The sequence below is a fragment of the Enterovibrio norvegicus DSM 15893 genome (assembly GCF_900115495.1).
In the GTDB taxonomy this organism is placed as follows: Bacteria; Pseudomonadota; Gammaproteobacteria; order Enterobacterales; family Vibrionaceae; genus Enterovibrio; species Enterovibrio norvegicus.
Genome location: NZ_FOWR01000028.1, coordinates 1 through 26,340, shown reverse-complemented (window position 1 = coordinate 26,340; position 26,340 = coordinate 1). Strand labels below are relative to the sequence as shown.

Sequence of the window (26,340 nt, the reverse complement as noted above, 5' to 3'; positions counted from 1 at the left end):
ATCGCCTACGCTTTTTATATCTTAATCAACGCATTGTTTAATCTTTAGAACACATGCCGCTCACGAATTTCGATAGAGTAGTCACGCGCTATCCTCAGCAAATGCTGGGTGATGGAACCGCAAGGATGGCGCTTCATCGAATTACTAACAGGGACTCACTATGGACATGCTAGCAGGGCTACTTTCCGGCCTTCCTAACTTTCTGATCTACTTCGCGACCTCAATTGCCTTCGTTCTCATTTTCAAATTTATCTATGTGCGCATCACGCCATACGATGAATGGTCGTTGATCAAAGATGACAAAAGTGTCACTGCTGCTGTTGCGCTTGGCGGCGCATTCTTAGGTTACTGTCTCGCCATTGCAGGGGCGGCGCAGAACTCCGTCAACATCATCGATTTCATGGTGTGGGGCGTGATTGCCATGGTTGCGCAGTTTATTGCCTTCGCGATAGTGCGCTTTTTGCTGCTGAAAGAGCTGACCAAGCGTATCGAAAACGATGAGTTGCCAGCCGGTATTGTGTTAGCGGTCGTCTCTGTGTCCATAGGCATTTTGAATGCCGCGTGTCTGACCTATTAATTCGGGAGAGACACCATGACGCAGCACAATACTGAGCAACACGCTAATCGTTCAAAACGAAGCAACAACGTGAAACGCTCCGCCATGAACAAAGCTGCGCGCGTGATCCCTTTCGCGTTCGTTGGCGGCATTTCAGGGTGCTTTTTCGAACCTGAAACCGAAGGGTTTGTGTTCGAAAACCCACGCCAATGTGGGAATTCATTTCCTGAACAAATGGAAGAATGTGAAATCGCGTATCAAGAAGCCTTACGCGACGCCGCTGAATCCGCGCCGCGTTACTACAACCAACAAGAATGTGAAATGGACTTCTTAGACGGTTGTCAGCGCTACTCATCGTTTTTCATTCCAGCGCTCGCGGGGTACTTCTTCGCCCGAGGGTTGGATGACGATTACTTCAAGCGCAAGAAAAAACGCCACTACTCGCAACCGCTTTATCGCTACCGTGGCAAGTTCTTCTCTGGCGACGGCAAATCTTTTGGCAACGTGGCGAACAAGGCAGTGAACGTCAGTTCTAGCACGATTAACCGTAAGGGCGGCACCGTCGGTCAAGTGATGTCTCGCGGCGGCTTCGGTAAGTCCGTGTCATCGTCATCACGCTCATCGAGCAGGGGCAGCTAATACATGTTCCGTCGGAATATCTCTGAACGCCCGCATTGGCGTGAACTCGCCAAGAAATACGGGTTTGGTTTTCACTCCATGTATGACGCCCCTTACTGGGACGAAACGGCGTATTACCAATTTAACCTCAAGCAAATTGAGGAAGATTTAGAGAAACCGACGGAAGACATCCACCAAATGTGTTTAGACGTGGTGGAAAAAGTGGTGCGAGACGATGCGTTATTGCAGCGTTTTGGCATTCCTGAAAGCATGTGGGATTTGGTCGCAAACTCATGGCGTCGTCGCGATCCATCGCTGTATGCACGCCTTGATTTTGCGTATGACGGCGTCAACCCCGCCAAACTCTACGAGAACAACGCAGATACCCCCACCTCTCTCTTCGAGACAGGTTTCTGGCAATGGGTGTGGCTGGAAGATGTGGTCGACAGTGGTCGCATTCATCGCAGCGCAGATCAGTTCAATATCTTGCAAGACTTCATCATTGAGCGCTTTGCCGATCTTGCGCGTCGACAACCGGGGCAAACGCTGCATTTCAGTTGCTGCAAAGACACTGAAGAAGACAGGGCCACAGTGCAATACCTTGAAGATTGCGCCATTGAGGCAGGGTTACACACCGCCTTTGTGTTCGTAGAAGACATTGGCGTCAACACGCATGGCGAATTTATCGACCTCAGCAACCGCCCGATCCGTTGGATGTTTAAGCTCTACCCGTGGGAGTTTATGTTTGACGAGGAGTACGCCACACACCTGAAAACGTCTACCGTCAATTGGTTAGAGCCTATGTGGAAGTCTGTGCTTTCCAACAAAGCCCTGCTGCCCATGCTTTGGCAAATGCAGCCAAACCATCCGAATTTGCTGCCTGCCTATTTCGCTGACGACCCAAGGGCCTCTTCATTAACCGACTTCGTGATCAAGCCTTTGTTCTCACGCGAAGGCGCGAACATCGAAATCATCCGAGACGGCAAGTCGTTCGTCAAAACCGACGGCCCTTACGCATCCACACAGGCGATTGTTCAGCAATACCAACCGCTGCCTAAGTTTGGGGATAGCTACACCTTGATCGGCAGTTGGCTCGTCAACGATCGCGCCGCGGGCATTTCCATTCGTGAAGACGCCAGTTTGATCACTCAAGACGTTGCCCGATATATCCCGCACATTATTCTTTAGCTTTCGTGCTTCAACTTTTCTTCTTTTAATTTCCCCTTCACCGCGCAAGCATAAGGTGTTGATTTATTGAGATTGGCACGCCTTCTCTCTTTTTAATCGCCTATCTTTTAAAAATAAATGTCCCCGTTTGGTCACCCTCAAACGTTGTCTATACGAGATTAAATCTCACAACAACAATTCATGAAATGGAGAGACGAAGATGAAAGAATTTATGTTTATCTACCAAGGTGGTGACCCAGAATGGATGAAACACACTTCCCCTGAAGACATAGCCGCAGTGATGAAATGCTGGGAAGAGTGGATGACCAAACTGCAGGAAGCCGTTCCTGAATGACTTATGCCCATGATTTGTTCCGCTTTCCTCTTGTGTGATACAGACAACGTAGATGACTATTCAAACAATTTGAAAATGAAGGGCGCAGTGAATTTGACGGGCGTTTTGCCTCGCTTTTAAACCAGCAAGATCAAACACCTCAAAGAAAACCTGACGCTGATAAAGCAAAAAAACGGCTCTTATGAGCCGTTTTTTTGTATACCTAATCCACTAAAAAATCATTACGATTGTTGCGGTGTTGGCACCATTGGATAACGCAGGCCAGCCATGTGTTCAATACAGTGAATCACCTGACAGCTGTAACCAAACTCATTGTCATACCAGATGTAAAGCACACAACGGTTGCCATCGGCAATGGTTGCTTCGCTATCAACAACACCCGCATAGCGCGAGCCAACGATATCTGACGAAACGATTTCCGTCGATTGCGTGTAATCCACTTGTCCCGCTAACTCTGACACTAACGCCGTATCACGCAAAAATGCGTTGAGGGATTCGCGCTCTACCTCTGAGCCAAGGTTAAGGTTCGCAATCGCCATCGACACATTCGGCGTCGGTACACGAATCGAGTTACCCGTTAGCTTGCCCTTCAGCGCAGGCAACGCCTTCGCAACGGCGGTTGCAGCACCCGTGGACGTTAACACCATGTTCAATGATGCAGCGCGACCACGACGATCACCACTGTGGAAGTTATCAATCAGGTTTTGGTCATTCGTGAACGAGTGAACCGTTTCGATGTGCCCTGATTCCACGCCGTAACGATCATGCATTGCTTTTAACACTGGCGTGATGGCATTTGTGGTGCAACTTGCAGCCGAAATGATGGTGTCTGCATCATCAATGTCGTCTTGGTTAACGCCATATACGATATTTTTGATGTCGCCTTTGCCCGGTGCAGTCAGTAAGACTTTACCTGCACCTTTAGCAGTAAGGTGTTGACCGAGGCCATCAGTGTCACGCCACATGCCTGTGTTATCCACCACCACTGCGTTTTCAATGCCGTAAGCCGTGTAATCTACTTCAGAAGGGTGATTGGCGTAAATGACTTGGATGTAGTTACCGTTTACGATCAGCGCATTTCTCGCTTCATCCACAAGGATTGAACCGTTGAAAGGACCATGCACGGAATCACGACGCAGCAAGCTCGCACGTTTTTCCAGATCGCCATCGCGTCCACCACGTACAACAATGGCACGTAAGCGAAGCGGGTAACCAGGGCCGCTTTTTTCGATCATAAGACGCGTAACAAGGCGTCCAATACGGCCAAAACCATAAAGCACAACGTCTCTTGGTGCGTCTAATGCATTGCCCTTTGGCAAGTCTGCGACGGCGCGCTCAAGAAAGCCCTCTAATGCAGTGCCATCTTCGTGCTCGCTCCAATAAAGGCTCGCAAGGCGACCAAGATCGACGCGGCATGGTGGTAAATCCATGTTAGAGAGGGCTTGAAGCAGCGGGAGGGTGTGTTCAGTAGTGACTTCTTGGCCGGTGTACCAGCGCGCAACGCGATGTGCTTTCACAACATCAATGGTACTTGCCGTGACCATTGCGCGGCCATAAATGTGAATGTCGACGCCTTTTTCTCGGTACAATTTCCCGATCAACGGATACATGGATTCTGCGTCGGCTTGACTTTGTTGCCATTGGGTAAGGTACTGTTCTGGACTCATTGTTACTTTCTATGCCTTTTAACTAATACGTGAAAAGAAGAACAACTAAGGGTGATTATTATTATTTTGGTCGTGAGTCTAACGAGTGAACAATTATTAACCAACCAAAAATAACATAGCCCCAATGTCATACTATTCAATCAGTTAAATCGCACAGTGATGAATAATTACTGTCTTATTGCACCTTCTTCGCTTTTCCCTCAAAAATTGATTGAAAGTTTACTACTTCCCGCTGAATTCAAGCGGGCTTGTTGTTACTTTTTAATCGCAGGGAATTAAGTAAATCCCCTGCCTGTCGAAAAATTTTTCGTGATCTTACTCGAAATAAAAATGTCATTTCATTGCCTTAATAGCGCAATATTTTCGTTATACATCTAATGATTTCCATTTTCCCGGACTAAAAATTACATCCATATATAACAATAAGATACAAATTTAAAGTCTCATAAACGTGACGAAAACTTGATAATTGATGAGCAAACTGTATCCTTTAGGTGGCTTTAATGTTTAGACCTCTAAAGGATTAGTTAATCAAATGAGCACTACGACGATCTACCAAACTGCGGCTTTAGCGCGTTTGAGTCAGGATGAAGATGCATGGGTTTTTCGCGTTCCAACCCTTAAAGATGGCATCGGGATCCACCAATTAATCGCCAGTTGTCCGCCGCTTGATGAAAACTCTTCTTACTGTAATTTCCTTCAGTCCTCCCACTTCCACAAAACCTGCATCCTTGCAGAGTATGATGGCGAAATTGTTGGTTTTATTTCCGCCTACCTAAAGCCCGAATCAAATGACGAACTCTTCGTCTGGCAAGTGGCTGTTTCACCGACCATGCGCGGCAAAGGCCTCGCATACCATATGTTGCAAGAACTGCTGATGCGCGAATATTTGCAGCATGTTCAAGCCGTCGAAACCACGATCACCAAATCTAATGAAGGCTCTTGGAACCTGTTCAAGAAGCTCGATAAGTCGCATGGCGAAACGGGTTCGGTATCGGTATTTCTCGACGAGCAGCAGCACTTCAAAGGTCATCACGACACGGAATTTCTTTACCGCATTCCTTTGAACAACAACCAATAAATTGGAGTTAAAACGGAATCCTTATGGATATTTATAACAAGCAAGAATCAAACGTTAGGTCTTACTCAAACAGCTTCCCTGTGGTTTTCTCTTCCGCAAAAGGGTGCTGGCTGAAAACCGAAAACGGCGATCGTTACATTGATTTTCTCGCCGGCGCTGGTTCGCTTAATTACGGTCACAACAATGCCATCTTCAAAAAAGCACTGATCGAATACATCGAAAGTGATGGCGTGACCCATGGCCTTGATATGCACACGGAAGCCAAGTCTGCATTCCTAACCGCACTCCGTAATCACATCTTCGAACCACGAAATCTTGATTACAAAGTGCAGTTTACGGGCCCGACTGGCACCAATGCCGTTGAAGCGGCAATGAAGCTTGCACGTAAAGTGACGGGCCGTGCCAACATCGTGACCTTCACTAATGGTTTTCACGGCTGTACCTATGGCGCATTGGCGGCAACCGGTAACCAACACCACCGTGGCGGTTCAGGCATGCCATTGGCTGGCACTTCACGTTTGCCGTACGAAGGCTATGCAGGCGTAGACAGCCTATTGCTGCTTGAAACCATGCTGAACGACAACTCAAGCGGTTTAGATAAACCGGCTGCTGTGTTACTTGAAACCTTGCAAGGTGAAGGCGGCCTGAACGTGGCGTCCAACGAGTGGCTTCAGCGTTTAAGCAAAATCTGTAAAGACAACGGCGTGCTTGTGATTGTTGATGACATTCAAGCAGGTTGTGGCCGCACCGGGACCTTCTTTAGCTTTGAGCCGTCAGGCATCAAACCAGACATGGTGACCTTGTCGAAATCTATTGGTGGTTACGGCCTACCAATGGCACTTGTTCTGATGAAGCCTGAGCTGGACAAATGGGCGCCGGGTGAACATAACGGTACGTTCCGTGGTAACAACCACGCATTCGTTACTGCAACCAAAGCCATTGAAAGCTACTGGGCGAATGACGATTTCGAAAAGCACATTGCCGAGCGCAGCCAACAAGTGAAAAAGGTGATCGACCGTTCACTGAAGCGCCACTCGTCTTTGTTCGTTCGTGCTAAAGGGCGCGGCATGATGCAGGGCATTGAGTGTAAAGATGGTGATCTTGCTTCTGCCATTTCACGTCGCTGTTTTGAAAAAGGCATGATCATTGAAACTGCGGGTCCAAACGATGAAGTGGTGAAGTTTTTCTGTCCACTGACCATCAGCGAATCTGAGCTCGAACAAGGCCTTCATATTTTCGAGCAAGCCGCAGAATACGTTGCACAGACAGCAACACGAAAAGCATCTTAAGGAACAAGAAACATGATCGTAAGAACTCTGGAAGAGTGCAGAAACAGCGAGCGCCGCGTCGCGTCTGAAACGTGGGAAAGCGTTCGTATGTTGTTGAAAGACGACAAGATGGCGTTTTCTTTCCACATCACCACGATTTACGAAGGCACGGAAACACACATTCACTATAAGAACCACTTAGAGTCTGTGTATTGCATGTCGGGTGAAGGTGAAATTGAAGTGGTAGGCGGTGAAACCTACCCCATCAAACCAGGCACCTTATACATTCTGGATAAACATGATGAGCACTACCTTCGCGCCTATTCTGGCGAGGGTAAAGAGATGGTGATGGCATGTGTATTTAACCCGCCAATCACAGGTAACGAAGTCCACGATGAAAACGGTGTTTACCCCCTCGTCGACTAACGTCTCTCATCAATAAGGGGCGACTCGCCCCTTCTTTTTATCCTCTTTTGTGTAAAGGAAGCCCAAATGACTTACACCGTAGAAAAGATTGGTGGCACGTCCATGTCGGCGTTTGATGCTGTCTTAGACAACATCTTGCTGCACCCGGCATCCCCTTATAACCGTGTTTTTGTCGTCTCTGCTTATGGCGGTATCACGGATGCATTGTTGGAATGTAAACGCTCTGGTGAACCCGGTATTTACCAACAAGTTGCGAAACGCGATGAAAACTGGATGAGTGCGTTCACAACCGTGAAACAACGCATGATGATGACCAATGAAAATCTATTTGCAGACCCGGTCAGTCGTAAGCGCGCAGACAAGTTCATTACTGAACGCTTGGATGATGCGCAAAACTGTATCACCAACATATTGGCGACCTGCGAATACGGCCAGTTCACCCTCCGCCAATACCTTCCACAAATTCGAGAATTTTTATCTTCGATCGGCGAAGCACACAGTGCGTTCAACACCGCTCTGAAGCTAAAAACTCTTGGCGTGAACGCACGTTTTATTGATTTGTCAGGATGGGATAACAACCTTTCGGGCAACTTGGACACTGTCATTAAAAGTGCCTTTGAAGATATTGATGTCACCAAAGAACTGCCGATTGTCACAGGCTATGCATACTGTGATGAAGGGTTGATGAAAACCTATGACCGTGGTTACAGCGAGATGACATTTAGTCGTATTGCTTGCCTGACCTCTGCAGACCTTGCCGTGATCCACAAAGAATACCACTTGAGCAGCGCCGACCCACGCATTGCAGGGCCTGAAAATGTGCTGCCGATTGGTAAATCAAACTTTGATGTTGCTGACCAGCTCGCGAACTTGGGGATGGAAGCCATTCACCCAAATGCCGCCTCTGGCCTGCGTCAAAACAACATTCCGCTTCAGATTAAAAACACCTTTGAGCCGGAACACCAAGGCACCTTGATCTCTCAGGAATACCAGCCTGATGCAGAGAAAATTGAAATCATTGCGGGTAAAAACAAAGTGTTTGCGCTGCACGTTTTCGACCAAGCCATGGTAGGACAGGTTGATAACGTGGGTTATGAAATGATGGAAATCATTGCCGATGCGCGCGTCAGCTTGGTGGGTAAGGAAATGAATGCCAACTCCATTACTTACTACTTGAGCGGCGCAGGTAAAAACCTCAACCACTTGCTGTACAAAGCAGAGAAACGCTTCCCTAGCTCGACCATTACTGGTCAATGGGTCGCACTCATCTCCGCCATTGGCGCTGAAATAAACACCAACACAACGTTGAGCCGTGGCGTGCTGGCACTCATGAACCATGACATCGCACCGATTGCTGTGCATTCGTCAATGCGTAACGTGAACGTTCAGTTTGTGGTAAAAGACGATGCTTATGATCGCACCATTCGCGCACTGCATGATGAGTTCTTTACCGCCAAAGCGATGAAAAAACAGCATGTTGCTTAAACATACCCGTTAAAGACAACCGCTGTCACAAGACCACAAACGCTCATTGATAACCTCAATGAGCGTTTCTCTTTTCCGCTAGTCTTAAAGTAACGTGTTAACTCGCCTTCGACACGCATTCATCAACACGACCAGTGACATCATCAGCAAAAGGGAGACACGATGAGATTGGATAAATACGACGTGAAGATTTTGCATATCTTGGCAACACAAGGCCGTATTACAAAATCTCACCTCGCAGAGGCCATCAACCTCTCTGTGAGCCCTTGTTGGGAGCGCGTAAAACGCTTGGAAGAAGCCGGTGTCATTGAAGGGTATGGTGCAAAGATTAATCGCAATGTGTTATCCAAACAAACGCCCGTCATTGTAGAAGTGACGCTCGGTCAGCACAGCGCGAATAGTTTTGAGCGCTTCGAACGCGCGATGCAAGAATGCGATGAAGTCGCCGACTGCTTTGCAACAGGTGGCGGCGTTGATTACGTGCTTCGTGTTGTCGCGAGCGACATTGACCAATACCAGCGCTTAATCGACCACTGGCTCGTGTCCGATTTAGGCATTGAACGCTACTACACCTACATCGTCACCAAGACCATCAAGCACCAGCAAGAATCCTTGTTCATCGACGATACCCAATTGTCATAAAAACGCCGTCCTGATAAAACGAAAAAGCCAACCGCATCATCTGCCGTTGGCTTTTTCTGTGTTTCTGCTAGGGTCCGTTGAGCTTGAGTGTTGCCCATTAAAACGTGACGCCAACGCTCCGCGCCAACACCCTTAGTTAGCTTTAATTAGCACTGACGTATCCATACGCCCCAAACCTTGCTCTTGCAGGCTGGCATACTTGCTATCGACCTCTTGCGTCAGTGACAGCGTTAAGTCATGGCGTTTTGCTTCATCAAGGCAAATCCCCAAATCTTTGCGCATCCAATCAATGGCAAAACCAAAGTCGAACGTATCTTTCGCCATGGTCACCGCGCGGTTTTCCATTTGCCATGAACCCGCTGCACCGTGCTTCAGCACACTGGTCACCTGCTCAATGTCTAAGCCAGACGCTTGCGCCAGCAATAGGCCTTCGCTCAACCCCTGTAAAATGCCCGCAATACAGATTTGGTTCACCATTTTACAGCGCTGACCTTGTCCATTCTCGCCCAACAACACTGCTTGCTTGGCATAAGCGTCAAAAACAGGGTTGACGATGTTAAAGATGCCTTCATCGCCGCCACACATAATGGTTAGCGCACCATTTTCAGCGCCCGCTTGGCCGCCCGACACCGGCGCATCAATAAAGTGCACGCCCTTTTCCTTACAGGCTGCCGCCAACTCTTCTGCTAACTCTGCCGACGTAGTGGTGTGATCGACCAAAATACTGTCCGGTTTCATGCTCGTTAGCACGCCATCATCACCATAAATAACGCTTCTCACGTCATTGTCGTTACCCACACAAACAAACACGATGTCGCAATCTGATGCTGCTTCACGCGGTGTATTAGCAAACGTTTGTTGATATTCAGACGCCCACCTCTCTGCTCGCGCCGTCGTGCGGTTATAAACGGTAGTGTCGAAGCCAGCACGGGCCAGATGACCTGCCATTGGATACCCCATGACACCCAAACCGATAAACGAAACCTTTTTCTCTGACATATCCTTATCCTCTCATGTTGGGTGCATGCAAACTGGCGTGACTGATTCAGCCTCACAAACAAAAACGTATGATTAGTGAGTAATGAGATGACTATAATTGCACCGATTGACATATGTCAATATTAAGTTTGATTGCACTAAGCTATTTCAATTCGGTTGAAAGCTGGCCATAATTTGTTCCAGTGATAGAAAATACATGGAATGCCAGTGAGCGAAACCAAATTCAAAGACATCGCCCGTCAAATTGAGCAACGCATTGATGAAGGGATTTACCCACCCAACGCCAAGCTACCTCCGCACCGCGAGCTTGCTGCTGAGTTAGACACCACGCCAGCCACCATTTCCAAAGCCTATAAGCTACTGGCGGAAATGAATCGAGTGGAGTCGTTTGTCGGTCGTGGCACGTTCGTCGTGGGTGAGTCTCAATTGAATCAAGCCATTCAGCCTGGCGAAAGTGATACCGAATTTAACTTCTCGATCCTTCAACCTTACGTGTTGCAGAATCTATCCTCACTGCGCACCGCCTATCAAAAAGCATCCCTCGCGTTTACACCAGAACTCTTGGTCTATACCGACCATTCTGGTCACCATGCGCACCGTGAAGCGGGCGCAATGTGGGCAAAACGCTACGGTTTGAATTCGGCAACAGCAAGCAATGTGCTCTTAACCAATGGTGCACAACATGCGCTGTCACTGCTGGTTGAAACGTTGACTCAACCCGGCGATGTTATCGCGGTCGAAATGCTCACTTACCCTGGAATTTTGGCTATTGCCAGTTTAGCGGGACGCCAAATCATCGGCATAGACATGGACGAAGACGGACTCATCCCGTCCGCGCTCGAAACAGTATTACACACACACAAACCCAAACTGGTCATTGCCATACCGTCACACCAGAACCCCACTGGCATCACTATGCCAATTCAGCGTCGACAAGCCATTGCCGCCATCATTGAGCAATCCGCCGCCTATTTGGTGGAAGATGACATTTACGGGTTTCTAAACGAAGACACCTTGCCTGCAATATGCCATTGGCTCCCAGAAAAAGGCATTCATGTTTCTGGGTTATCCAAGGCCATTAGCCCCGCCATGCGTTGCGGATTTGTGGTTGCTCCTGAGCATCTATTGCCGGTGCTAAATGCCCATATTCGCGCCAATGTCTGGTTAGCCTCACCCATGAATTTCATTGTTGCCGAACAGTTGATCAACAGCGGCGACGCGTTTTCTATGGCAGATACCCAGCGCGATATTGCCAAACAGCGACAAGCCATCGCAAAAGACATTCTCGGTGACGTAATATCTGAATCTGATGGTTACCACGTTTGGGTTACCTTGCCAGCACATTGGCAACAAGAGCGCTTTGTGATGGAAGCGAAGCAACGAGATTTGATCGTGACAAGTGGTAGCTATTTTGTTGCTGGAAACACCAACCCGAATTGCATTCGGCTGTCTTTGATGTCGATAAAACACAACGAGGCATTGAAGCAAGGCCTGCGTGCATTAAAGGCGTTACTCGAAAGTCATGAGGTATCTTTAGCACCGTTTTGAACCCGATAATTCAAAGCGGTTGCTCTTTCGGGTATACCTCAGAATTTTCCGATGGTTAGACTGAACAAGGCCTCTCGTCGCAAACGTTGGATGGCGATTTCGTCCCACCAGCATAAGCAACGTATTTCTTGGCATTCTCCGGTTTTACATCATGCAAGCGCATTCCGGATTAAAGTGATATTCTAGCGCTCGCATTGAATCACTGAGAATCCAAAAATGAGCAAATTGACTGCTGACATCGAAGCAAACTTGACGCTTTTCATTGAAGAAACACAAGAAACCGCCAAAGTTTGGGGTCTAACCAATGAAGAAGGTTGGCTGGCATGCGATTCTACCGAATTTGAAAACAGCGAAATCATGCCTTTCTGGTCTTCAAAAGAAGATGCAGAACTTCACAACGTTGAAGAATGGGCAGATTTCGAGGTTCAAGAAATCCCACTAGATGTGTTCGTTCAAGATTGGTTGATCACGCTAGATGAAGACGGCGTACTGGTTGGTATCAACTGGAACTCTGCGCTAGAAGGCAAAGAACTTGAGCCAGCAACACTGGCGAAAATGTATCTGTAATCGTCTTCTCGACAAGTAAGATCACAAAGGGCATCCACGTTCTCGTCGATGCCCTTTTTCATGTCTGTTGTTTATCGATGCTGACGCTTAATTCGCGATCACATATAGACGTGGTTAAACACGTATTACGGCGCAGCACGGCCCAACAAACGAAAGTTCCAGTTTTCCACTTCATTCGTCTCTTGGCGTTGTTTCACTTTCCCCATCCAACTGTCAGACAGGGCAGATTGCTCGCGCAGTTTCGCTAGTCCTTCCGTGTTCAAAGGATCACCAAAGAACACATCACACACCTCACGCAGCGTCATGGAATTCTTAGGGCGCGATAAAAGCACGAGTGGCAATTGCTTGTTCACAGTGCCGGTTTGAATTACGCGATAAAGCCAACCGCAACGGCTGACGGCTTGCATGTCGACGGAAAGGTTTTCGACTTCCCAGCGCTGATTGAGCTTAAAACATGGCGAACGTGGCTGACTCACTTCGATGATCGCATCGCCCCACTGGTAACGATCACCAATGCATACCGTGTCTTCCGTCATCCCCACGGAGCTGATGTTTTCGCCCATACCCGGTGCTTGCCAATCTTGCATATCACCATGCTTTTCTCGCCAAAATACATAGTGCTCCTGCGGGTAATGGTGAAGGGCGCGCTCTGGACCACCGTGATGCTTCTTATCCGCAGTTTCATCACCGTCTAATCCCGTGTTTGACAGAAAAACATCGCCCGTAATGTCAACCTTGTCCATCGCCGTTTGAAGGCCATAGCGTTCGGCCACTTTCCCACGATAAATGTTAGCAAGCTGAAAGGTCAGTGTTGGTGAAGGCGCTGGGTTCGATGCATCTTGCAAAGCGGAATCTCCAAAGCGAATAGTCGAGACTATCTAAAACGTTATTTTCTTGGTGTTATCGAGTGAAGAAAAAAATGCACTGATGTCTTTCACATCCTCTTCACTGAGTTTCACCCCAAGTTGATGCCATGCTGTGTCACGCACAGCCTGATCCAGATTGAACACTGCACCATCGTGAAAATAGGGGGCAGTTTGCGCCACATTTCTTAAGGTCGGCACTTTAAACATAAAGTTGTCAGCAGAGCTGCCCGTCACATGCGCGCGGCCTTTGTCGATCTTGTTAGGATACGGCTTCACTAAGCCCATTTTCATGAAGAGTTCGCCGCCAAGCAATGGGCCGTTGTGACACGCATTACACCCTGTGGAAATAAATTGTTCTAATCCCCGTTTTTCTTGAGCATTCAGCGCTGTTATGTCTCCCGCTAGGTACATATCGAACCTGTCTTCGGTCACTAACGTGCGTTGAAAGGCGGCGAGAGACTCCGTCAAGTGATCAAAGGTCAGCGCATCATCTGCATCGGGAAACGCAGCAGCGAACGCGTCTTGGTAACCTTTGTCTTTGAGCTTATCAATGGCTTCGTCTTCTGAAGACAACCCCATCTCAATGGGGTTGGTGATCGGCCCACGCGCTTGCTCTGCCAGATCTTTCGCCCGCCCATCCCAAAACTGAGCAAATTGAAAACCGGCGTTCCACGTCGTGAGGCTATTGCGCGTGCCTAACTTACCGAGCGCGCCAACAGAAACAGACAATGGTTCAGCGCCTGACCCGCCATCTAAAAGATTGTGGCAGGTATTGCACGACTGATTATCAACAGCAGAAAGCGCCGTTTCGAAATAGAGCGCTTTGCCGAGGGCAATCCGCTCAGGCGTATCAAACTCGCTGCCCGGCATCGTCTCAGGTAGCGGGCCAAATAACTTATTGGCGAGGGTTTGCAAGGGTTCGGCTGCGGAGGTACTCAAAGAAAACCCCAGCATTGAAATAACGAAAAAGACAGTGCGTATCGTTTTCATCCTATGACCTCCTATCAGCAGCCTGTCTGGGAGTATAGGCAGCAATTTTCGACCATTTACAACGAGATCTTTCGATGGAAGCAACAGAAAAAACGAATCACAGGCGCTCTAAGCCAATGCGACGATCAAAAAGGCCTTTGATTGATTTAATCAAAGGCCTTTTTAACGCACTGTTTTTCAACATTCATTCACTCAAATGGCTCGGCAGGGATCCAGCAATTCTCACTTTCATCGTTCTCATCTGCCAGTACTACCAGCAACCCCATATCAACCATTTCTTTCAACGTGAGATCATCGGCGAGATGCATTTTCTCGCCAAATTGGTTTTCCAATTCCATGTTGCACTCCTTAACGACTTAGCGCAGTAAAAGTAAAGATAGCACCAGAAAAACCACCTGAAAGAAGAATGTTATTTAGCCTTAATTTCCTGAGGGTTACGCGTAAAGAATAAGTACACAATTGGCACAACGCAGACAAAAGGTAGCAACAGTAAATTCAACGATTGCCACCCCATCGTGGCCTCCAGATTCCCGGCTAACAGTGCTGTAAGCGTGACACAGCCAAACACCGCAAATTCATTCATCGCTTGTGCTCTTGCCTTGTCCTGCGGCAAGTATGTTTGGGTAAGTTGGCTGGTTGCACCAATGAACATAAAGTTCCAACCAATACCTAACAACACCAGTGCCACCCTAAAGTGCCACTCCGTCACGCCATTCAGGTTGACCAAAATACTGGCGATAAACATCAAGCTACCCAGCATGATGGTCATGCGCGTCCCTATCTTTCCAATCAGCGAACCTGTAAAGAACGAAGGAAGAAACATACCCAATACATGCCATTCAATAACAAGCGCCGCGGCTTCAAAGTGGAAGCCATGCTTGTGCATCGCAATTGGCGTTACCGTCATCAGAAGATTCATAACGGCATACGCGATAACCGCGGCAAAGACTGCCAACATGTATCCCGGCGCACGCAGAATATCGCCCACCGCGCTTTGAGAGGATTGATGCTGTTCAGGCGCAGCACGAGGAAGGCCTATAAATTGAAGCACCACCAGTGAGAGCACGTACAACACAGTAATACCAATAAATGCGCCACTGAAATTCGTGCCCGGCAACCAGTGCTGGCTTGCAATGGCCAGATTCGGCCCAAGCACCGCGGCAAGCACACCACCTGCCATCGACAATGAAATGGCTTTATCACGGCTTTCTGGCGCGCTTACCTCGATGGCCGCAAATCGGTATAACGTGCCGAACCCAATGCCTATCCCTAAAAGCATGGTGCTGAAACAAAACAGCCAAAATGCGCTTTGACCAAGGGCGTATACACACAACAACGCCCCAAAAATGCCAATGACATTTCCAAGCATAAAGCCGTTTTTTCTGCCTATTTTTGCCATGATCAGCGAGGCAGGAATGGTGGCCATCATCAAGCCAACAAACTGTGTAGAAACAGGTAAAGTTACCCAACTGTCATCCGGGGAGAGTGCTTGTCCAATCAGGCCGTTGACGGAAATAAGCACGATGTTACCGCTCATCAAAAGGGCTTGGCATAGCGCCAACAACCATACGTTTTTATTCATGCTTTCCCCTTTTGACTTTACTTTCGCAGCAAAGACAAACCATTCCTTAGTCAAGTGGCGAGTATCTCGCAGGGGCTGCGAGGCGGCAAGCATGTGGGCAATAAATCAGCAAATCACAGTCACACCAACACGAAACAATTGCCTTGTTAGTTTCCCAATGAAACTTATATACACCCCAACCACCTGAAGGTGCGTAAGTTCAGAAGTGAAATTGCCACTGGCCAGACGTTTGATTTCCATTTGTTGCAAACCACTTTCGACGTACTTCAACAATGAAATAAAAAAGAGTAAATCTTGCTTGGAAATCTATGAACTTGGTTGTTTTTCATACTTTCATCAATAAGATAAAAACCATTAAGTTGCTCATGGAAACTAACTCATTGTGACGATCAAGCTCAGCAGAACACATAGCACCGCGGGGATCATCAATTCGCTTTGGCAATCTCCAGGCGTTTCTCGCATCGAAATAGCGTCAAAGCTTGGTCTCGATAAATCTACCGTCACGAAAACCGTCAACCACCTCCTCGACATTGGCATGATTTTAGAGCAACCACAGATCGTGTCCGGCAAAGGCGGTCGCCCCAAAGTGTCTTTGGTATTCAACCCAGAGTTTGGTGTTGTTATCGGTGTCGATGTGAATTCAGACACACTCAAAGTTTCCGTCGTCAACTTGCTCGGGCAAGTGATTTATCACGACATGTTACCCATCGATACACAAATCTCGATAGACGCCGCTTTGCTTAATGCACTTCTCCCCTGCATTGAAGACATTGAAACACTGTTCCCGCGGATTCTTGCGATCGGCGTTGGCGTTCCCGGCCTTGTAGACCCTGAAAAATGCCAGCTCCAACTCTCACATTCGCTCAATGTTCGCTCTATTATTAATTTTGCACCGTTGTTTAAACGTCATGTCCCCTATCCCGTGTTTCTTGATAATGACGCCAACTGCGGCGCATGGGGCGAACTCATGCAACAGCGTAGCCTGCCTTATGAACACTTTTTGTATGTGCTGCTCTCTACCCACCATGCCCGTGAACACTATCACCGACTCGGCATAGGTGTTGGCGTGGTACTCAATCGTCAGTTGTTTTACGGCGAGCAACACATGGCGGGGCAATTTAACAGCCAAGCGTTGATGCGAGGTGCTGAGCCAACACCCAGCGTTATTATTGAAGAATTTTCCGAACTTGCCGTTAACCTTTGTAGTCTGATGAGCATTAAGCGCATCGTCATTGGTGGCAACGGCATGTCATTTGGTTCGGAGCTAGCATCATCACTGCGTAAACACAGTGACGCATTGGCGGGGTCTTATATCGTGAAGCCTAACATTGAGTTTTCGATTCTTGGCCCGCAAGCCGCCGCCATGGGCGCTGCTTCCATGGCTTGGCAAAAGCTACTCACACCTGACCTAAGATTGGCCGAAAGTTTGTGCTTACCAGAGAACGGTAATGTTTCAATTTAATGTGAATGACAAGGACGATGTCAGATGGAATTGATTTTCCCCGCCCCCAAACGCTTTATAGAGGGGTTTTCAGCACAGCGATTTCGCATAGCGAACGCGCTGCGCAGTTGTCCGACGGATTATGAAGCACGCTCATCACATGCGCTTTTGACTTATCTACACGATCCATCGCTACCCGAGCAAGGGTATCGACTGAGTTATTCCTCTTGCGGGTTGAACTTGGCCTATGCCGATCTGCACGGCCTGAGATACGGGCACCTCTCGATCAATCAATTGATCGAAAACGACGCTGAATTGAAGTTCGATTTTGTCATTGAAGACTGGCCCGATTTTTCCGCACGCAGTATTTTGCTCGATATCAGCCGAGATCGTGTACCTACCTTACCCGCGCTCAAGCGACTCATCGATTATTGGAGTGCGCTCAGGTACAACCAATTACAACTCTATACCGAACATACTTTTGCCTATAAAAAGCACGAGGCCGTATGGCGCGACTACACACCCATGACCGCGGAAGACATTCGTGATATTGACGTTTACTGTCGCCACAAAGGGATCGAACTGGTCGCAAACCAAGCCTGCTTCGGCCACATGGAAAAATGGCTGAATCACCCTGAATATAAGCACCTTGCTGAACAGAAAACCGGGTTTAAAGATCAACGTGGCGACCACCGCCCTGGGTCATTTGGTTTGAACCCCATCAGTACACAAACTGAAACCTTCATAGACGGACTGATCGCTGAGCTTACGCCAAACTTTTCCAGCCACACCTTAAATATCAACTTTGACGAAACCATGGATTTAGGTGTCGGTGCCAGCAAATCAGCGTGTGAGATTTTTGGAAAAGGGAAAGTCTATTTAAACTACTTACAGAAAGTTCTCACCATCGCCAACAAACACGGAAAGCGCTGTCAGATCTTCAGCGACATGCTCTTTCGTTACCCAAACCTAATTGACCAATTGCCTGACGACCTTACCTTGCTTAACTGGGGTTACGAACCGAATCACCCGTTTGATGCCGAGCACAAGCAACTTGCCTTGTTTGGCTACCCTTTCCATGTCGCGGTTTCCACCAGTTGTTTTGCATCAGTGTCGGGACGTTGGAATGCTGCTGTCACTCACATGCGAAAAGCAGCGAAATCGGCGAAAAAATTCGGCGCAAAAGGCTACATGGTGACGGAATGGGGCGACATGGGGCACGGCCAGCAATTCTCAATGCCGATCCCTGCATACGCCTTTGGTGGCGCGATGGCATGGGGAGAAATGCAGCAAAAAGATAACGATGTCATGCGCGCGATTTCATGGTTCTACCCTGATGTCACCCAAACAGAATGCGATGCACTGATTGCACTGCAAGACATCTATTTGATGACAGGCATTGAAACGCCGAACTGCGCCTTCTTTGGTCCTTTCCTGTTTGATCAAGCCTCGCGCCGTCATATCAAACATGCCAAAGGCATTGAGACGAACACGGTTAATACAGCGCTGAATGAATTGGCGCTGTGGCAAGAAAAGCTCGAAAACCTTTCTTCCGCATTAACCAAAGAGTTGCGCTGGACGATAGACGCATTACGCCTTGCTTGTCTTATTGCACAAGGTTATGAGCAAGAAGGCCATCGCCTTGTCGAACAATTTACAGACGATAGAAAAACCACGCTTGTGGCCGAATTGAAACCACTGATACGCACCTATCGCGCGCTGTGGACCAACAACTATCGTCCAGGTGGCATGAATCAAAGTACAAGCCGTCTTGAGTATTTATTGTCATTACTCGAGACAGTGACATCAAAAGCAGCAAACAAAGAGGCAACGCCGTGACCACGACGCAAAGTGATGTTCAACACGCCATCAAGGCACTGGCGCTTGAGAACAAAGTACTGTTTGTTCACTCGTCCATTCGATCATTCGGCCACCTTGATGGTGGGCCTGATACCTTGTTCGATGCCTTGCTTGAAGCAGGATGTACCCTCGTGGTGCCCACCTTCAATTACGACACACTTTGCCTTCCACCCAACGGTGACCCGTATCGCCAAAACGGATATCGCGGCGAGCTGCAACTTGAAGAAACGGTGACCTTCTGCGGCGAAGAAAACCGACTTGAACCCAGTATGGGGGCAATTTCTAAAGCCTTGCTCCACCGTCCAGACCGAATCCGTAGCACCCACCCAATTTGTAGCTATGCAGCATTAGGCCCACACGCGGAAGCCATATTGTCGAAACAAACGAATGATGACATCTACGGCCTGTATGCATGCGATGAAGCCAAAGATGCCCTTGTCATCTCAATGGGCGTGCCACTCACCACCATCACCCCTATTCACTATGCAGAACAACTTGCGGGCAGAAACCTTCTAAGGCGCTGGGCAAAAACTTACACACGCGGCATTGTCGAAACGTCAGTGGGAAGTTGCTCTGAGGGTTTTAACAAATTTGCCCCCTTGCTCACCGAGATATCACAGCAAGCCAAGGTAGGACACAGCACGTGGACGGCTTATCCGCTGCGAGCTCTGGTACAAACCTGTGCCAATGCCATCAAAACAACGCCAACCATCACCCATTGTGGCGATGAAAAATGCTACCGATGTGCGGATATGGAGAAAGGTGGATTAGTGAAGGCGTAACAATATTTGTTACACCGTCACTTACATTGCCGCAAGTATACGCTTTGATGACTCGGGCTATGGAGGCCTCTCGGTGAGGTGAAAAGAGCGCGTACTCATGACATGCCATAAGAACACGATCAGTTCACAATGGAGCCCATAGAACATTGCCTGCTGCGTCTCCTATTAGCATGTGGGAAAGAGATTCAGTAAGCACAATTGCCGTTACCTCAGCGTCCGTTGGTCGCCTCAAGATGAAGGCATCATCGGTCTCGTCTAGCATAACGAGAAAAACCGCACCGTCTCGGTATCCTGCCAACACACCTTTATCCCTAGAAAAAGCGTGCACACACGTCACGACTTGGTCATCACGTCGGCCAATGCAAACGGGTGAGCGCCTCAAAGGGCCATCTTTGCCATCAAACGGCCAACAAATCACTTCATCCGTGCCAGACGTTGCAAGGTATGGTGTTTCACCCACCCAGCTAAAACTCTTCACTTTTTTGGGATACCCGGACATTTCAAGATCAGCGCCATCCGACAAGCGCCATACGTGGACGGCTTTCTCTTGCATCAGTGTCATCAAAAAACGCCCGTCAGGACTAAAATCAACGGCCCCGTGGACGCCCTTCCAAGGTAAAAGCAACGATGTCCACTCACCGTTTTTATAGCTCCAGAGAGTGACACCACCATAGTGAGCGACGGCCAATTGCTCACCACATTTATCAAAGGCAACCCCTCCCACTGTGCTCGGATGCGCCAGTAACGTAGGAGAAGACTGCTCACCAGACCAAAGGTAAACCGTTCGACCTGACGAGCAAGCAAACCAATCGCATGTTGCCCCCACACAATCCACCCACTTGGTACCAAACGTCGCGATTTCCTGAATGCTGCCATCAGGTGATACTCGCAGAAAACGTCCATCATCGCCGCCGCTCAGCACGCTTTCCCCATCCGTGGCAAGACAGAGGACGACGCTCTCATGCGCTTGAACTAACGCAGGCTCCTCTTCAAATCCAAAGAAAGCGATTATCCCGTTCCCGAACCCTGCAGCAACGCCGCATCCCAAAGAAACGGCGCAAGTCACCGCTGCGCCAAACTCGAGGCGAATACCCCGGTTCTCGAGATACGTCTCCCCGGCTTCGAGAGGATGATAGGGTCCACCCCATAGACTAGGGTCTATTTTATCTTGCATGCGTCAAACCCCTCCTTCAGGCCCATGCTGTTTAGGTTTCGCCCAATAAACACCATTCTGGAATTGCGGGGCTTGTCTTCAGGCCAAGCTCCCATCATGGAGCCGTCCATCAGCATGTGTACCCCTTGGAAAACATACCGTTCTTCTTGCCCTTCAAAGTCAAGAATACCTTTTGAACGTAAAATGTCCTGACCGCGTGTTTGTAAAAGCCGACCAAACCAGCGTTGGAATTTTTCAAGATCAAGGGGAGTATCTGTTGTGAAAGAAACGCTAGTGACATCGTCATCGTGCTCGTGAGCATGTTCAGACGCTAAAAAATCCGGCTCAAATTCCAGCACACGATCTAGGCTGAAGGCTTTCAATCCAATAATGTCGTCAAGAGGGGCATCACAGCGGGCCGTTCGAATGATTTTTGCGTAAGGATTGCTTTTGCGAATACGCGCTTCAACGTGTTCAACGTCGCCGGCTCCCGCAAGATCCGTTTTGTTGAGCAAGACGACATCCGCAAAAGCCAGTTGCTCGTCAGCTTCATGATGTTCAGCTAATTGAGACTCAAGGTGAATGGCGTCTGCCACTGTCACAATGGCATCTAACCGCGTGCAATCTGCCACATCTTGGTCAACAAAGAACGTCTGAATCACGGGGCCTGGATCAGCAAGGCCCGTTGTCTCTACAATGATCGCATCGAATTGATCAGCGCGCTTTATCAACCCGCTAAGGATTCGGATGAGGTCACCACGCACCGTGCAGCATATGCATCCGTTGTTCATTTCGAACACTTCTTCATCAGCATCAACCACCAAATCGTTATCAATGCCTTCTTCACCGAATTCGTTAACAATGACGGCATAGCGACGCCCGTGCTTCTCAGTGAGGATTCGATTTAACAACGTTGTTTTTCCTGCACCAAGGAAACCAGTTAACACAGTGACAGGCACTTTTTCTGTTCGGATCATCGTCTTTCCTTCCTAGCGATTTTACAACCAATGACAAAGGGTAGATATCATTTGCGATGTTCAACTCGATGCTGCCTCAGAGCAGCTTAGTAAATGTTACGTTATAACATTACACCACACTTTAAATTGTTGGCATCTACTATCTGATACACCCTCCACTTTGCTGTTCAGGAGGCTCAAAAGAAGCGGTAAACAGATGACCTAGCGTTTAAAGAACAGAAACATGCCGACGCGTCAGTCGACATATTGTTAGCGAGATAAATATTCAAAGGGCTGCTGGAGTTCATGACGGGTCTACAATGATTCTTTAGCGTTGTGATGCGGAATCAATAGACAAACACCAAAACACCAGCGACCGTCACTGGCGTTATGCGCATGTGCAAAGGTGAGGTTCAAGAAGAAAACAAAGGCAGTCACCTCAAAAAAAGCCAGATTCAAAGCCTAAATCTGGACATAATGGAAGCAAACGAATGATGCAAGAGAGGCTTTGAACCCAACGGGAACCGTTGGAATCAGTTCATGACCATTGTTTCTTGCTTACCGTTGGCTTGATGTTGGTCCCCATTTTCAGGCTTTACATTAGATCGGGAAGGAAATACCGGTCTGCCACTCTCTACAGGGAAGGGTTCATAATGCTTTATTTCATTGGAGTACTGATACTCATTGGGTTTGTCGCTTACCGAATGACCCCACCAGAAAAGCTATTCGAGCTTGGCATTTCAGCAGAGCGAAGAATATCGGGTTTGACTTTAAAAACATCGGAGATTGAAGAGGGCGAAATTGCCTATCTGGAAGGTGGATCGGGTACGCCACTTCTGTTGCTTCACGGCTTCGGCGCAGACAAAGACAACTGGGTAAGAATGGCGAAACACCTAACTAGCAAGTACCGAGTGATAGCGCCGGATCTGCCAGGGTTTGGGGATAGCCTGAAACAACCTGACTTAAACTACGATGTGCCTGCTCAGGTGGCACGCCTTCAAGCATTTGCAGCGTCTATTGGCTTGTCGGCGTTTCACATTGGCGGCAATTCTATGGGAGGTTACATTGCGGGGAATTACGCGGTAGAGCACCCTGATCAAGTGCTAAGTTTGTGGCTTCTCAACCCACTAGGCGTGGCAACCTCGCCAGACAGCGAGATGTTTACCATGTTGCGCCAGCAAGAACGCCCCGCAGTGCTGGTCGGCGATGCCAATCAATACAGAGAACTGTTGGCGTTTGCATTTCACAAGCCACCCTTCATTCCAGAAGTAATGATCAAAGAACTCGCTAAACGGGCAGAAGCCAGCTTCCCACTTAACAGCAAGATCTTCCAGCAGATCCACCACATCACAGATGGACAAGTCCATTTCACTTTGCCGCTGGATACTGTGCTCGTTGGCTTCGAGAAACCAACACTGATTACCTGGGGAGACAATGATCGTGTTTTGCATGTCGCCGGTGCTGATATCCTTGGTAAATTAGTCTCTCAATCAGAAGTGCAAGTGATGAAGGATATGGGCCATCTGCCAATGATTGAAGCACCGTCCAAGACGGCGAAGCTGTTCCTTCAATTTGACCAAACGTAGAGCAAGGTGAAGCTAAATAAAGAAGAGACGAGCATGCTCAACAACAAACTAAGGACAGACATACCTAAAAATTCATCCCATTAGTGGTTCGTTGTCTGAACAGTTATAACGAGGATTTCATTTTCTCTACAAGCCGAAGGCACGCCTTCAAGAGCAAATGCTCCATATCTTTATTGTTATACAAGGGCTTATACCGAAAGAACAACCCATTGAGCGTCATTGAACGCCCAACAAAATCAGACCAAGAGAAACGCTCTACCACTTTGTATTTTTTGAATGTTTTCTGACTGTCTAAATAGAACAAACGTGAATGTATCTCTATCTTGGGTTTCCAAAATATAGGCACCGATATGGGATGCAAACCCGCATCAACAAGCTCTCCACCTCGGTATCCCACAACAGCCACTTGCAAACCAAGATCACGTCGCGTCACCTCTGACGCAGTAGAAATATGTGGCAAGTTAAAGATCTCACCAAGCTCAGCGCGAATACTCTCTTCAAAACTTTCAGCACTCGCCAGAAATCCCCATTCATCGCTTGACGTTAGCTCCCCACGAGGCACGACAAAGATCGAGTCGAGGTACACCCTTGGTTTTTCTTTCTTAAAGAACTTCCGTACAAACAACATTCATCACTCGGTCGCTACGTCATGTTCGCCAGAATACAGTATCTGAATGACATTCCCGTATTGAGCGCCCCAATCTGTGACAGTGCGGTTTAATATCAATGCAGCTTGATATCAATGAGCACGCACCAACAAACTGAACCGAGCAGTCAAAGGGTGCCACCTTTAGCAACGAAATCTCTACTATGTTCGCCCCCTGATAGTGATAAAATCTCCGCATCAGAATTAACGAGAAACGCTATGTTTATCCATCATGTTAACGGCATCGACTGGCTGGTGATTACCGCTTATGAAGAACTGAAAACGATGTTTATCGAAGAAGCCGGTGCGATCCCCTTTTGCTTCTCTACTACGAGCGAATTGAACCTGATTGATCAAGCCAAACGCACGTATGGATATTTGCCTACACTCAGCGGCGTCATCACCGATACTGGCACCTTTCAAAGTCAGGATAACGAAGAAGATTTGAACCCACAGCTTGCCTGCTTAGTTGAGGGACGTGGTCGGGTGTTTATCTATTATGGCGGCTTTGTGGCTTTTGTGGATGACGAGCAAACCTTTATTACCCGAATGGACTGAAAATTATTCAGTAAATTGAAATCGGCGAATTGGCATCCCTAGCAAGGAATGGGGAAATTTTGAGCTAGTCATCATTGCTAACTCAAAATTGGACAGAAATCATTTAGAGTAGGAGCTCCAAGCCACACGCTTCGCATAAGCTCAGTTTTGGTAAAGTTTGGCTTTTAACTGTCTGCCGAGGATTTATGTTACTTCCAGGAGGCGATCGCCTGTCAATCGATGGTCGGCGGGCATCCTCTCTATGCTCATCCGAGCAATTTACTTAATAAAGTAGCGACTGGCTTGTACATCACCCAAATAAAGTGGCGGCTGCGCGACACTTATTCTTATTTGTTATGCCATTTTTCCAATGCTAGACCATTGCCATTTTCAGATATAACAACTTCTTGATAGATTGTACTTTCCGGCATTTTTCTACGAATATAATCTCTTGTTTTTTCGGGCATTCGATAACCAAAAATGATTGATTTTATCCACTCGGGTTGAAACCTGACTAATGCAAGTTTCCCTAAATCTTTCACGATCAAATTTTGAGCACGATTACTTAAGTTAATGCGATATTCTGACTCATACTCCCATTCTTTTAGCTTAATCTTCAATGATAGCCAAGCCTGAGAAGCTATTTCATCTTTAGTCCTCAAACCGATTGTGGATTCAATCAACTCTAACAGGTCTAAAGTTGGGAGTTTGTCGCGGTATGTTACTTTCTCAGGTGGCATTGAACTACCATCCCATTCGATGCAAAACCCATTATGCGAGTTCGCATAATGAGACCACATCAAGTTATTAGCAGGATTTTCAGTCACACAATAGAATAAATAACCGTCTAAAACATCCTCGATACTCTTAACTAAAAGGTCGAAATTATGATTCGCATTTTCACCCATGTATAGGTATTTAAAAGTACGCTTGGATTCACCAGATAACTTTTGATAAGTCCTACGGACTCGCTCTCTTGAAGGGCGAAGAATTTTAACTTCTGAGTCGAACAAATCATTAAAGTTCTTTCTCCGTGAAAAAGATGCCTGATTCTCAAACAGGTTTACTAGTGAATACTCTTTTCCCAGATCATCATGCGAATAAATTGGACAATATTTATAAAAGCTTTCCATACTACTCCTGTTTAAAATGGCATAACGCTAAGCTAAGTAGAAAATTACAGTTTGGCTAAAATGCGCGTAGCGCGAGCCAAACTGTAATTTTTCCGTTTAAGCGCCTTGTTGAACGAAGCCGCTACGCGGCAGAATAGAATATCCCGCCTACGTTTCTCTCAACCCTGCCAATCGGGCAGCGGACAGGAGAAATACCATGAACCGTCAACAACAACAGCACTTCGATGCGCTTTACCAACAGCACCTCAATAATTTAACGCTACAAGGCAAACGACCCGCCACCATTGATGCCTACAGCCGTGCCGTACGGCGTATCGCCATGTTCTTTGATTGTCCGCCGGATAATCTCTCTCAGCAACAGCTCAAAACCTACTTCGTGAACCTTATCGGAACCCATTCTTGGAGTACCGTCAAACTCGATCGCAATGG

The 26,340-nt window shown here is 47.8% G+C and carries 27 protein-coding genes; 17 read left to right on the top strand and 10 right to left on the bottom strand.

All coding sequences use genetic code 11. The features are described 5' to 3' along the window. Nucleotides 1–160: 160 nt before the first annotated feature. The 4 genes from BM082_RS16950 to BM082_RS25445 all read left to right on the top strand — a co-directional run bounded on the left by BM082_RS16950 (nt 161) and on the right by BM082_RS25445 (nt 2,696). A complete protein-coding gene (locus BM082_RS16950; RefSeq protein WP_017010279.1) occupies nt 161–577 on the top strand; it encodes a DUF350 domain-containing protein in 417 nt (138 codons plus the stop codon). Between the two features lie 15 nt (nt 578–592). Next, complete coding sequence (locus BM082_RS16945) at nt 593–1,195, top strand: DUF1190 domain-containing protein (RefSeq protein ID WP_017010278.1); 603 nt, start codon at nt 593–595, stop codon at nt 1,193–1,195. A 3-nt stretch (nt 1,196–1,198) separates the two neighbouring features. After that, nucleotides 1,199–2,362: a glutathionylspermidine synthase family protein gene (locus BM082_RS16940; protein ID WP_074927876.1), complete on the top strand. Its 1,164-nt coding sequence runs from the start codon at nt 1,199–1,201 to the stop codon at nt 2,360–2,362. A 199-nt stretch (nt 2,363–2,561) separates the two neighbouring features. Then, nucleotides 2,562–2,696 (top strand): hypothetical protein, encoded by a 135-nt coding sequence (locus BM082_RS25445; protein WP_017010276.1) that lies wholly within the window; start codon nt 2,562–2,564, stop codon nt 2,694–2,696. Between the two features lie 221 nt (nt 2,697–2,917). On the opposite strand, the gene BM082_RS16935 is transcribed toward BM082_RS25445, so the two are convergent. Continuing rightward, on the bottom strand, nt 2,918–4,363 hold the full coding sequence (locus BM082_RS16935; RefSeq protein WP_017014947.1) for a glyceraldehyde-3-phosphate dehydrogenase: 1,446 nt from the start codon (nt 4,361–4,363) through the stop codon (nt 2,918–2,920). Between the two features lie 535 nt (nt 4,364–4,898). Between BM082_RS16935 and ectA the strand changes: the two genes are divergently transcribed. The 5 genes from ectA (at nt 4,899) to BM082_RS16910 (ending at nt 9,265) form a co-directional block, all read left to right on the top strand. After that, nucleotides 4,899–5,444: a diaminobutyrate acetyltransferase gene (gene ectA, locus BM082_RS16930; RefSeq protein ID WP_017010274.1), complete on the top strand. Its 546-nt coding sequence runs from the start codon at nt 4,899–4,901 to the stop codon at nt 5,442–5,444. Between the two features lie 23 nt (nt 5,445–5,467). Continuing rightward, the gene (gene ectB, locus BM082_RS16925) at nt 5,468–6,733 is read left to right on the top strand and encodes a diaminobutyrate--2-oxoglutarate transaminase (RefSeq protein WP_017010273.1); all 1,266 of its coding nucleotides are present in this window, start codon (nt 5,468–5,470) and stop codon (nt 6,731–6,733) included. A 12-nt stretch (nt 6,734–6,745) separates the two neighbouring features. Then, the gene (locus tag BM082_RS16920; protein ID WP_074927873.1) at nt 6,746–7,138 is read left to right on the top strand and encodes an ectoine synthase; all 393 of its coding nucleotides are present in this window, start codon (nt 6,746–6,748) and stop codon (nt 7,136–7,138) included. Nucleotides 7,139–7,204: 66 nt separating this feature from the next. Then, a complete protein-coding gene (locus BM082_RS16915; RefSeq protein WP_074927870.1) occupies nt 7,205–8,623 on the top strand; it encodes an aspartate kinase in 1,419 nt (472 codons plus the stop codon). 162 nt (nt 8,624–8,785) lie between these two features. Next, nucleotides 8,786–9,265 carry an Lrp/AsnC family transcriptional regulator gene (locus tag BM082_RS16910; protein ID WP_074927867.1) on the top strand — a complete coding sequence of 160 codons (480 nt, stop codon included), beginning with the start codon at nt 8,786–8,788 and terminating at the stop codon, nt 9,263–9,265. 132 nt (nt 9,266–9,397) lie between these two features. Here the strand turns inward: BM082_RS16910 and BM082_RS16905 are convergent, their stop codons facing one another. Next, on the bottom strand, nt 9,398–10,264 hold the full coding sequence (locus tag BM082_RS16905) for an NAD(P)-dependent oxidoreductase (protein ID WP_074927864.1): 867 nt from the start codon (nt 10,262–10,264) through the stop codon (nt 9,398–9,400). Nucleotides 10,265–10,471: 207 nt separating this feature from the next. Between BM082_RS16905 and BM082_RS16900 the strand changes: the two genes are divergently transcribed. Then, on the top strand, nt 10,472–11,812 hold the full coding sequence (locus BM082_RS16900; protein WP_074927861.1) for an aminotransferase-like domain-containing protein: 1,341 nt from the start codon (nt 10,472–10,474) through the stop codon (nt 11,810–11,812). Between the two features lie 216 nt (nt 11,813–12,028). Continuing rightward, nucleotides 12,029–12,379 (top strand): DUF2750 domain-containing protein, encoded by a 351-nt coding sequence (locus BM082_RS16895; protein ID WP_017010267.1) that lies wholly within the window; start codon nt 12,029–12,031, stop codon nt 12,377–12,379. Nucleotides 12,380–12,504: 125 nt separating this feature from the next. Here the strand turns inward: BM082_RS16895 and BM082_RS16890 are convergent, their stop codons facing one another. The 4 genes from BM082_RS16890 to BM082_RS16880 all read right to left on the bottom strand — a co-directional run bounded on the left by BM082_RS16890 (nt 12,505) and on the right by BM082_RS16880 (nt 15,817). Then, the gene (locus BM082_RS16890) at nt 12,505–13,224 is read right to left on the bottom strand and encodes an MOSC domain-containing protein (RefSeq protein WP_074927858.1); all 720 of its coding nucleotides are present in this window, start codon (nt 13,222–13,224) and stop codon (nt 12,505–12,507) included. A gap of 33 nt (nt 13,225–13,257) precedes the next feature. Then, nucleotides 13,258–14,235 (bottom strand): cytochrome-c peroxidase, encoded by a 978-nt coding sequence (locus BM082_RS16885; protein ID WP_074927857.1) that lies wholly within the window; start codon nt 14,233–14,235, stop codon nt 13,258–13,260. 188 nt (nt 14,236–14,423) lie between these two features. Beyond that, a complete protein-coding gene (locus tag BM082_RS25105) occupies nt 14,424–14,573 on the bottom strand; it encodes a hypothetical protein (protein ID WP_017010264.1) in 150 nt (49 codons plus the stop codon). 71 nt (nt 14,574–14,644) lie between these two features. After that, a complete protein-coding gene (locus BM082_RS16880; RefSeq protein ID WP_017010263.1) occupies nt 14,645–15,817 on the bottom strand; it encodes an MFS transporter in 1,173 nt (390 codons plus the stop codon). 382 nt (nt 15,818–16,199) lie between these two features. Between BM082_RS16880 and BM082_RS16875 the strand changes: the two genes are divergently transcribed. Genes BM082_RS16875 through BM082_RS16865 form a run of 3 tightly spaced genes read left to right on the top strand, consistent with a single transcriptional unit; the run spans nt 16,200 to nt 19,900 of the window. Beyond that, entirely contained in the window at nt 16,200–17,279 is a 1,080-nt protein-coding gene (locus BM082_RS16875; RefSeq protein WP_017014953.1) for an ROK family transcriptional regulator, read from the top strand. 24 nt (nt 17,280–17,303) lie between these two features. Continuing rightward, nucleotides 17,304–19,097, top strand: a complete 1,794-nt coding sequence (locus tag BM082_RS16870; protein WP_074927856.1) for a family 20 glycosylhydrolase — start codon at nt 17,304–17,306, stop codon at nt 19,095–19,097. Continuing rightward, nucleotides 19,094–19,900, top strand: a complete 807-nt coding sequence (locus BM082_RS16865) for an AAC(3) family N-acetyltransferase (RefSeq protein ID WP_017014955.1) — start codon at nt 19,094–19,096, stop codon at nt 19,898–19,900. Before BM082_RS16870 ends, BM082_RS16865 begins: the two co-directional genes overlap by 4 nt. A gap of 124 nt (nt 19,901–20,024) precedes the next feature. Here the strand turns inward: BM082_RS16865 and BM082_RS16860 are convergent, their stop codons facing one another. Next, nucleotides 20,025–21,074 carry a WD40 repeat domain-containing protein gene (locus tag BM082_RS16860; protein WP_074927854.1) on the bottom strand — a complete coding sequence of 350 codons (1,050 nt, stop codon included), beginning with the start codon at nt 21,072–21,074 and terminating at the stop codon, nt 20,025–20,027. After that, nucleotides 21,059–22,030: a CobW family GTP-binding protein gene (locus BM082_RS16855; RefSeq protein ID WP_074927852.1), complete on the bottom strand. Its 972-nt coding sequence runs from the start codon at nt 22,028–22,030 to the stop codon at nt 21,059–21,061. Before BM082_RS16855 ends, BM082_RS16860 begins: the two co-directional genes overlap by 16 nt. 632 nt (nt 22,031–22,662) lie before the next feature. Here BM082_RS16855 and BM082_RS16850 point away from each other — a divergent pair. Next, nucleotides 22,663–23,595: an alpha/beta fold hydrolase gene (locus BM082_RS16850; protein ID WP_074927850.1), complete on the top strand. Its 933-nt coding sequence runs from the start codon at nt 22,663–22,665 to the stop codon at nt 23,593–23,595. Between the two features lie 103 nt (nt 23,596–23,698). On the opposite strand, the gene BM082_RS16845 is transcribed toward BM082_RS16850, so the two are convergent. Further along, nucleotides 23,699–24,223 carry a hypothetical protein gene (locus tag BM082_RS16845; RefSeq protein ID WP_074927848.1) on the bottom strand — a complete coding sequence of 175 codons (525 nt, stop codon included), beginning with the start codon at nt 24,221–24,223 and terminating at the stop codon, nt 23,699–23,701. A 237-nt stretch (nt 24,224–24,460) separates the two neighbouring features. Between BM082_RS16845 and BM082_RS16840 the strand changes: the two genes are divergently transcribed. Continuing rightward, nucleotides 24,461–24,799, top strand: a complete 339-nt coding sequence (locus BM082_RS16840; RefSeq protein ID WP_017010255.1) for a hypothetical protein — start codon at nt 24,461–24,463, stop codon at nt 24,797–24,799. 326 nt (nt 24,800–25,125) lie between these two features. Here BM082_RS16840 and BM082_RS16835 read toward each other — a convergent pair whose 3' ends face one another. Beyond that, the gene (locus tag BM082_RS16835) at nt 25,126–25,911 is read right to left on the bottom strand and encodes a DUF2971 domain-containing protein (RefSeq protein ID WP_074927846.1); all 786 of its coding nucleotides are present in this window, start codon (nt 25,909–25,911) and stop codon (nt 25,126–25,128) included. Nucleotides 25,912–26,107: 196 nt separating this feature from the next. On the opposite strand from BM082_RS16835, the gene BM082_RS16830 reads away from it, so the two are divergent. Further along, nucleotides 26,108–26,340: phage integrase N-terminal SAM-like domain-containing protein (locus tag BM082_RS16830; protein WP_208862536.1), on the top strand; the 233-nt coding region annotated here is incomplete at its 3' end.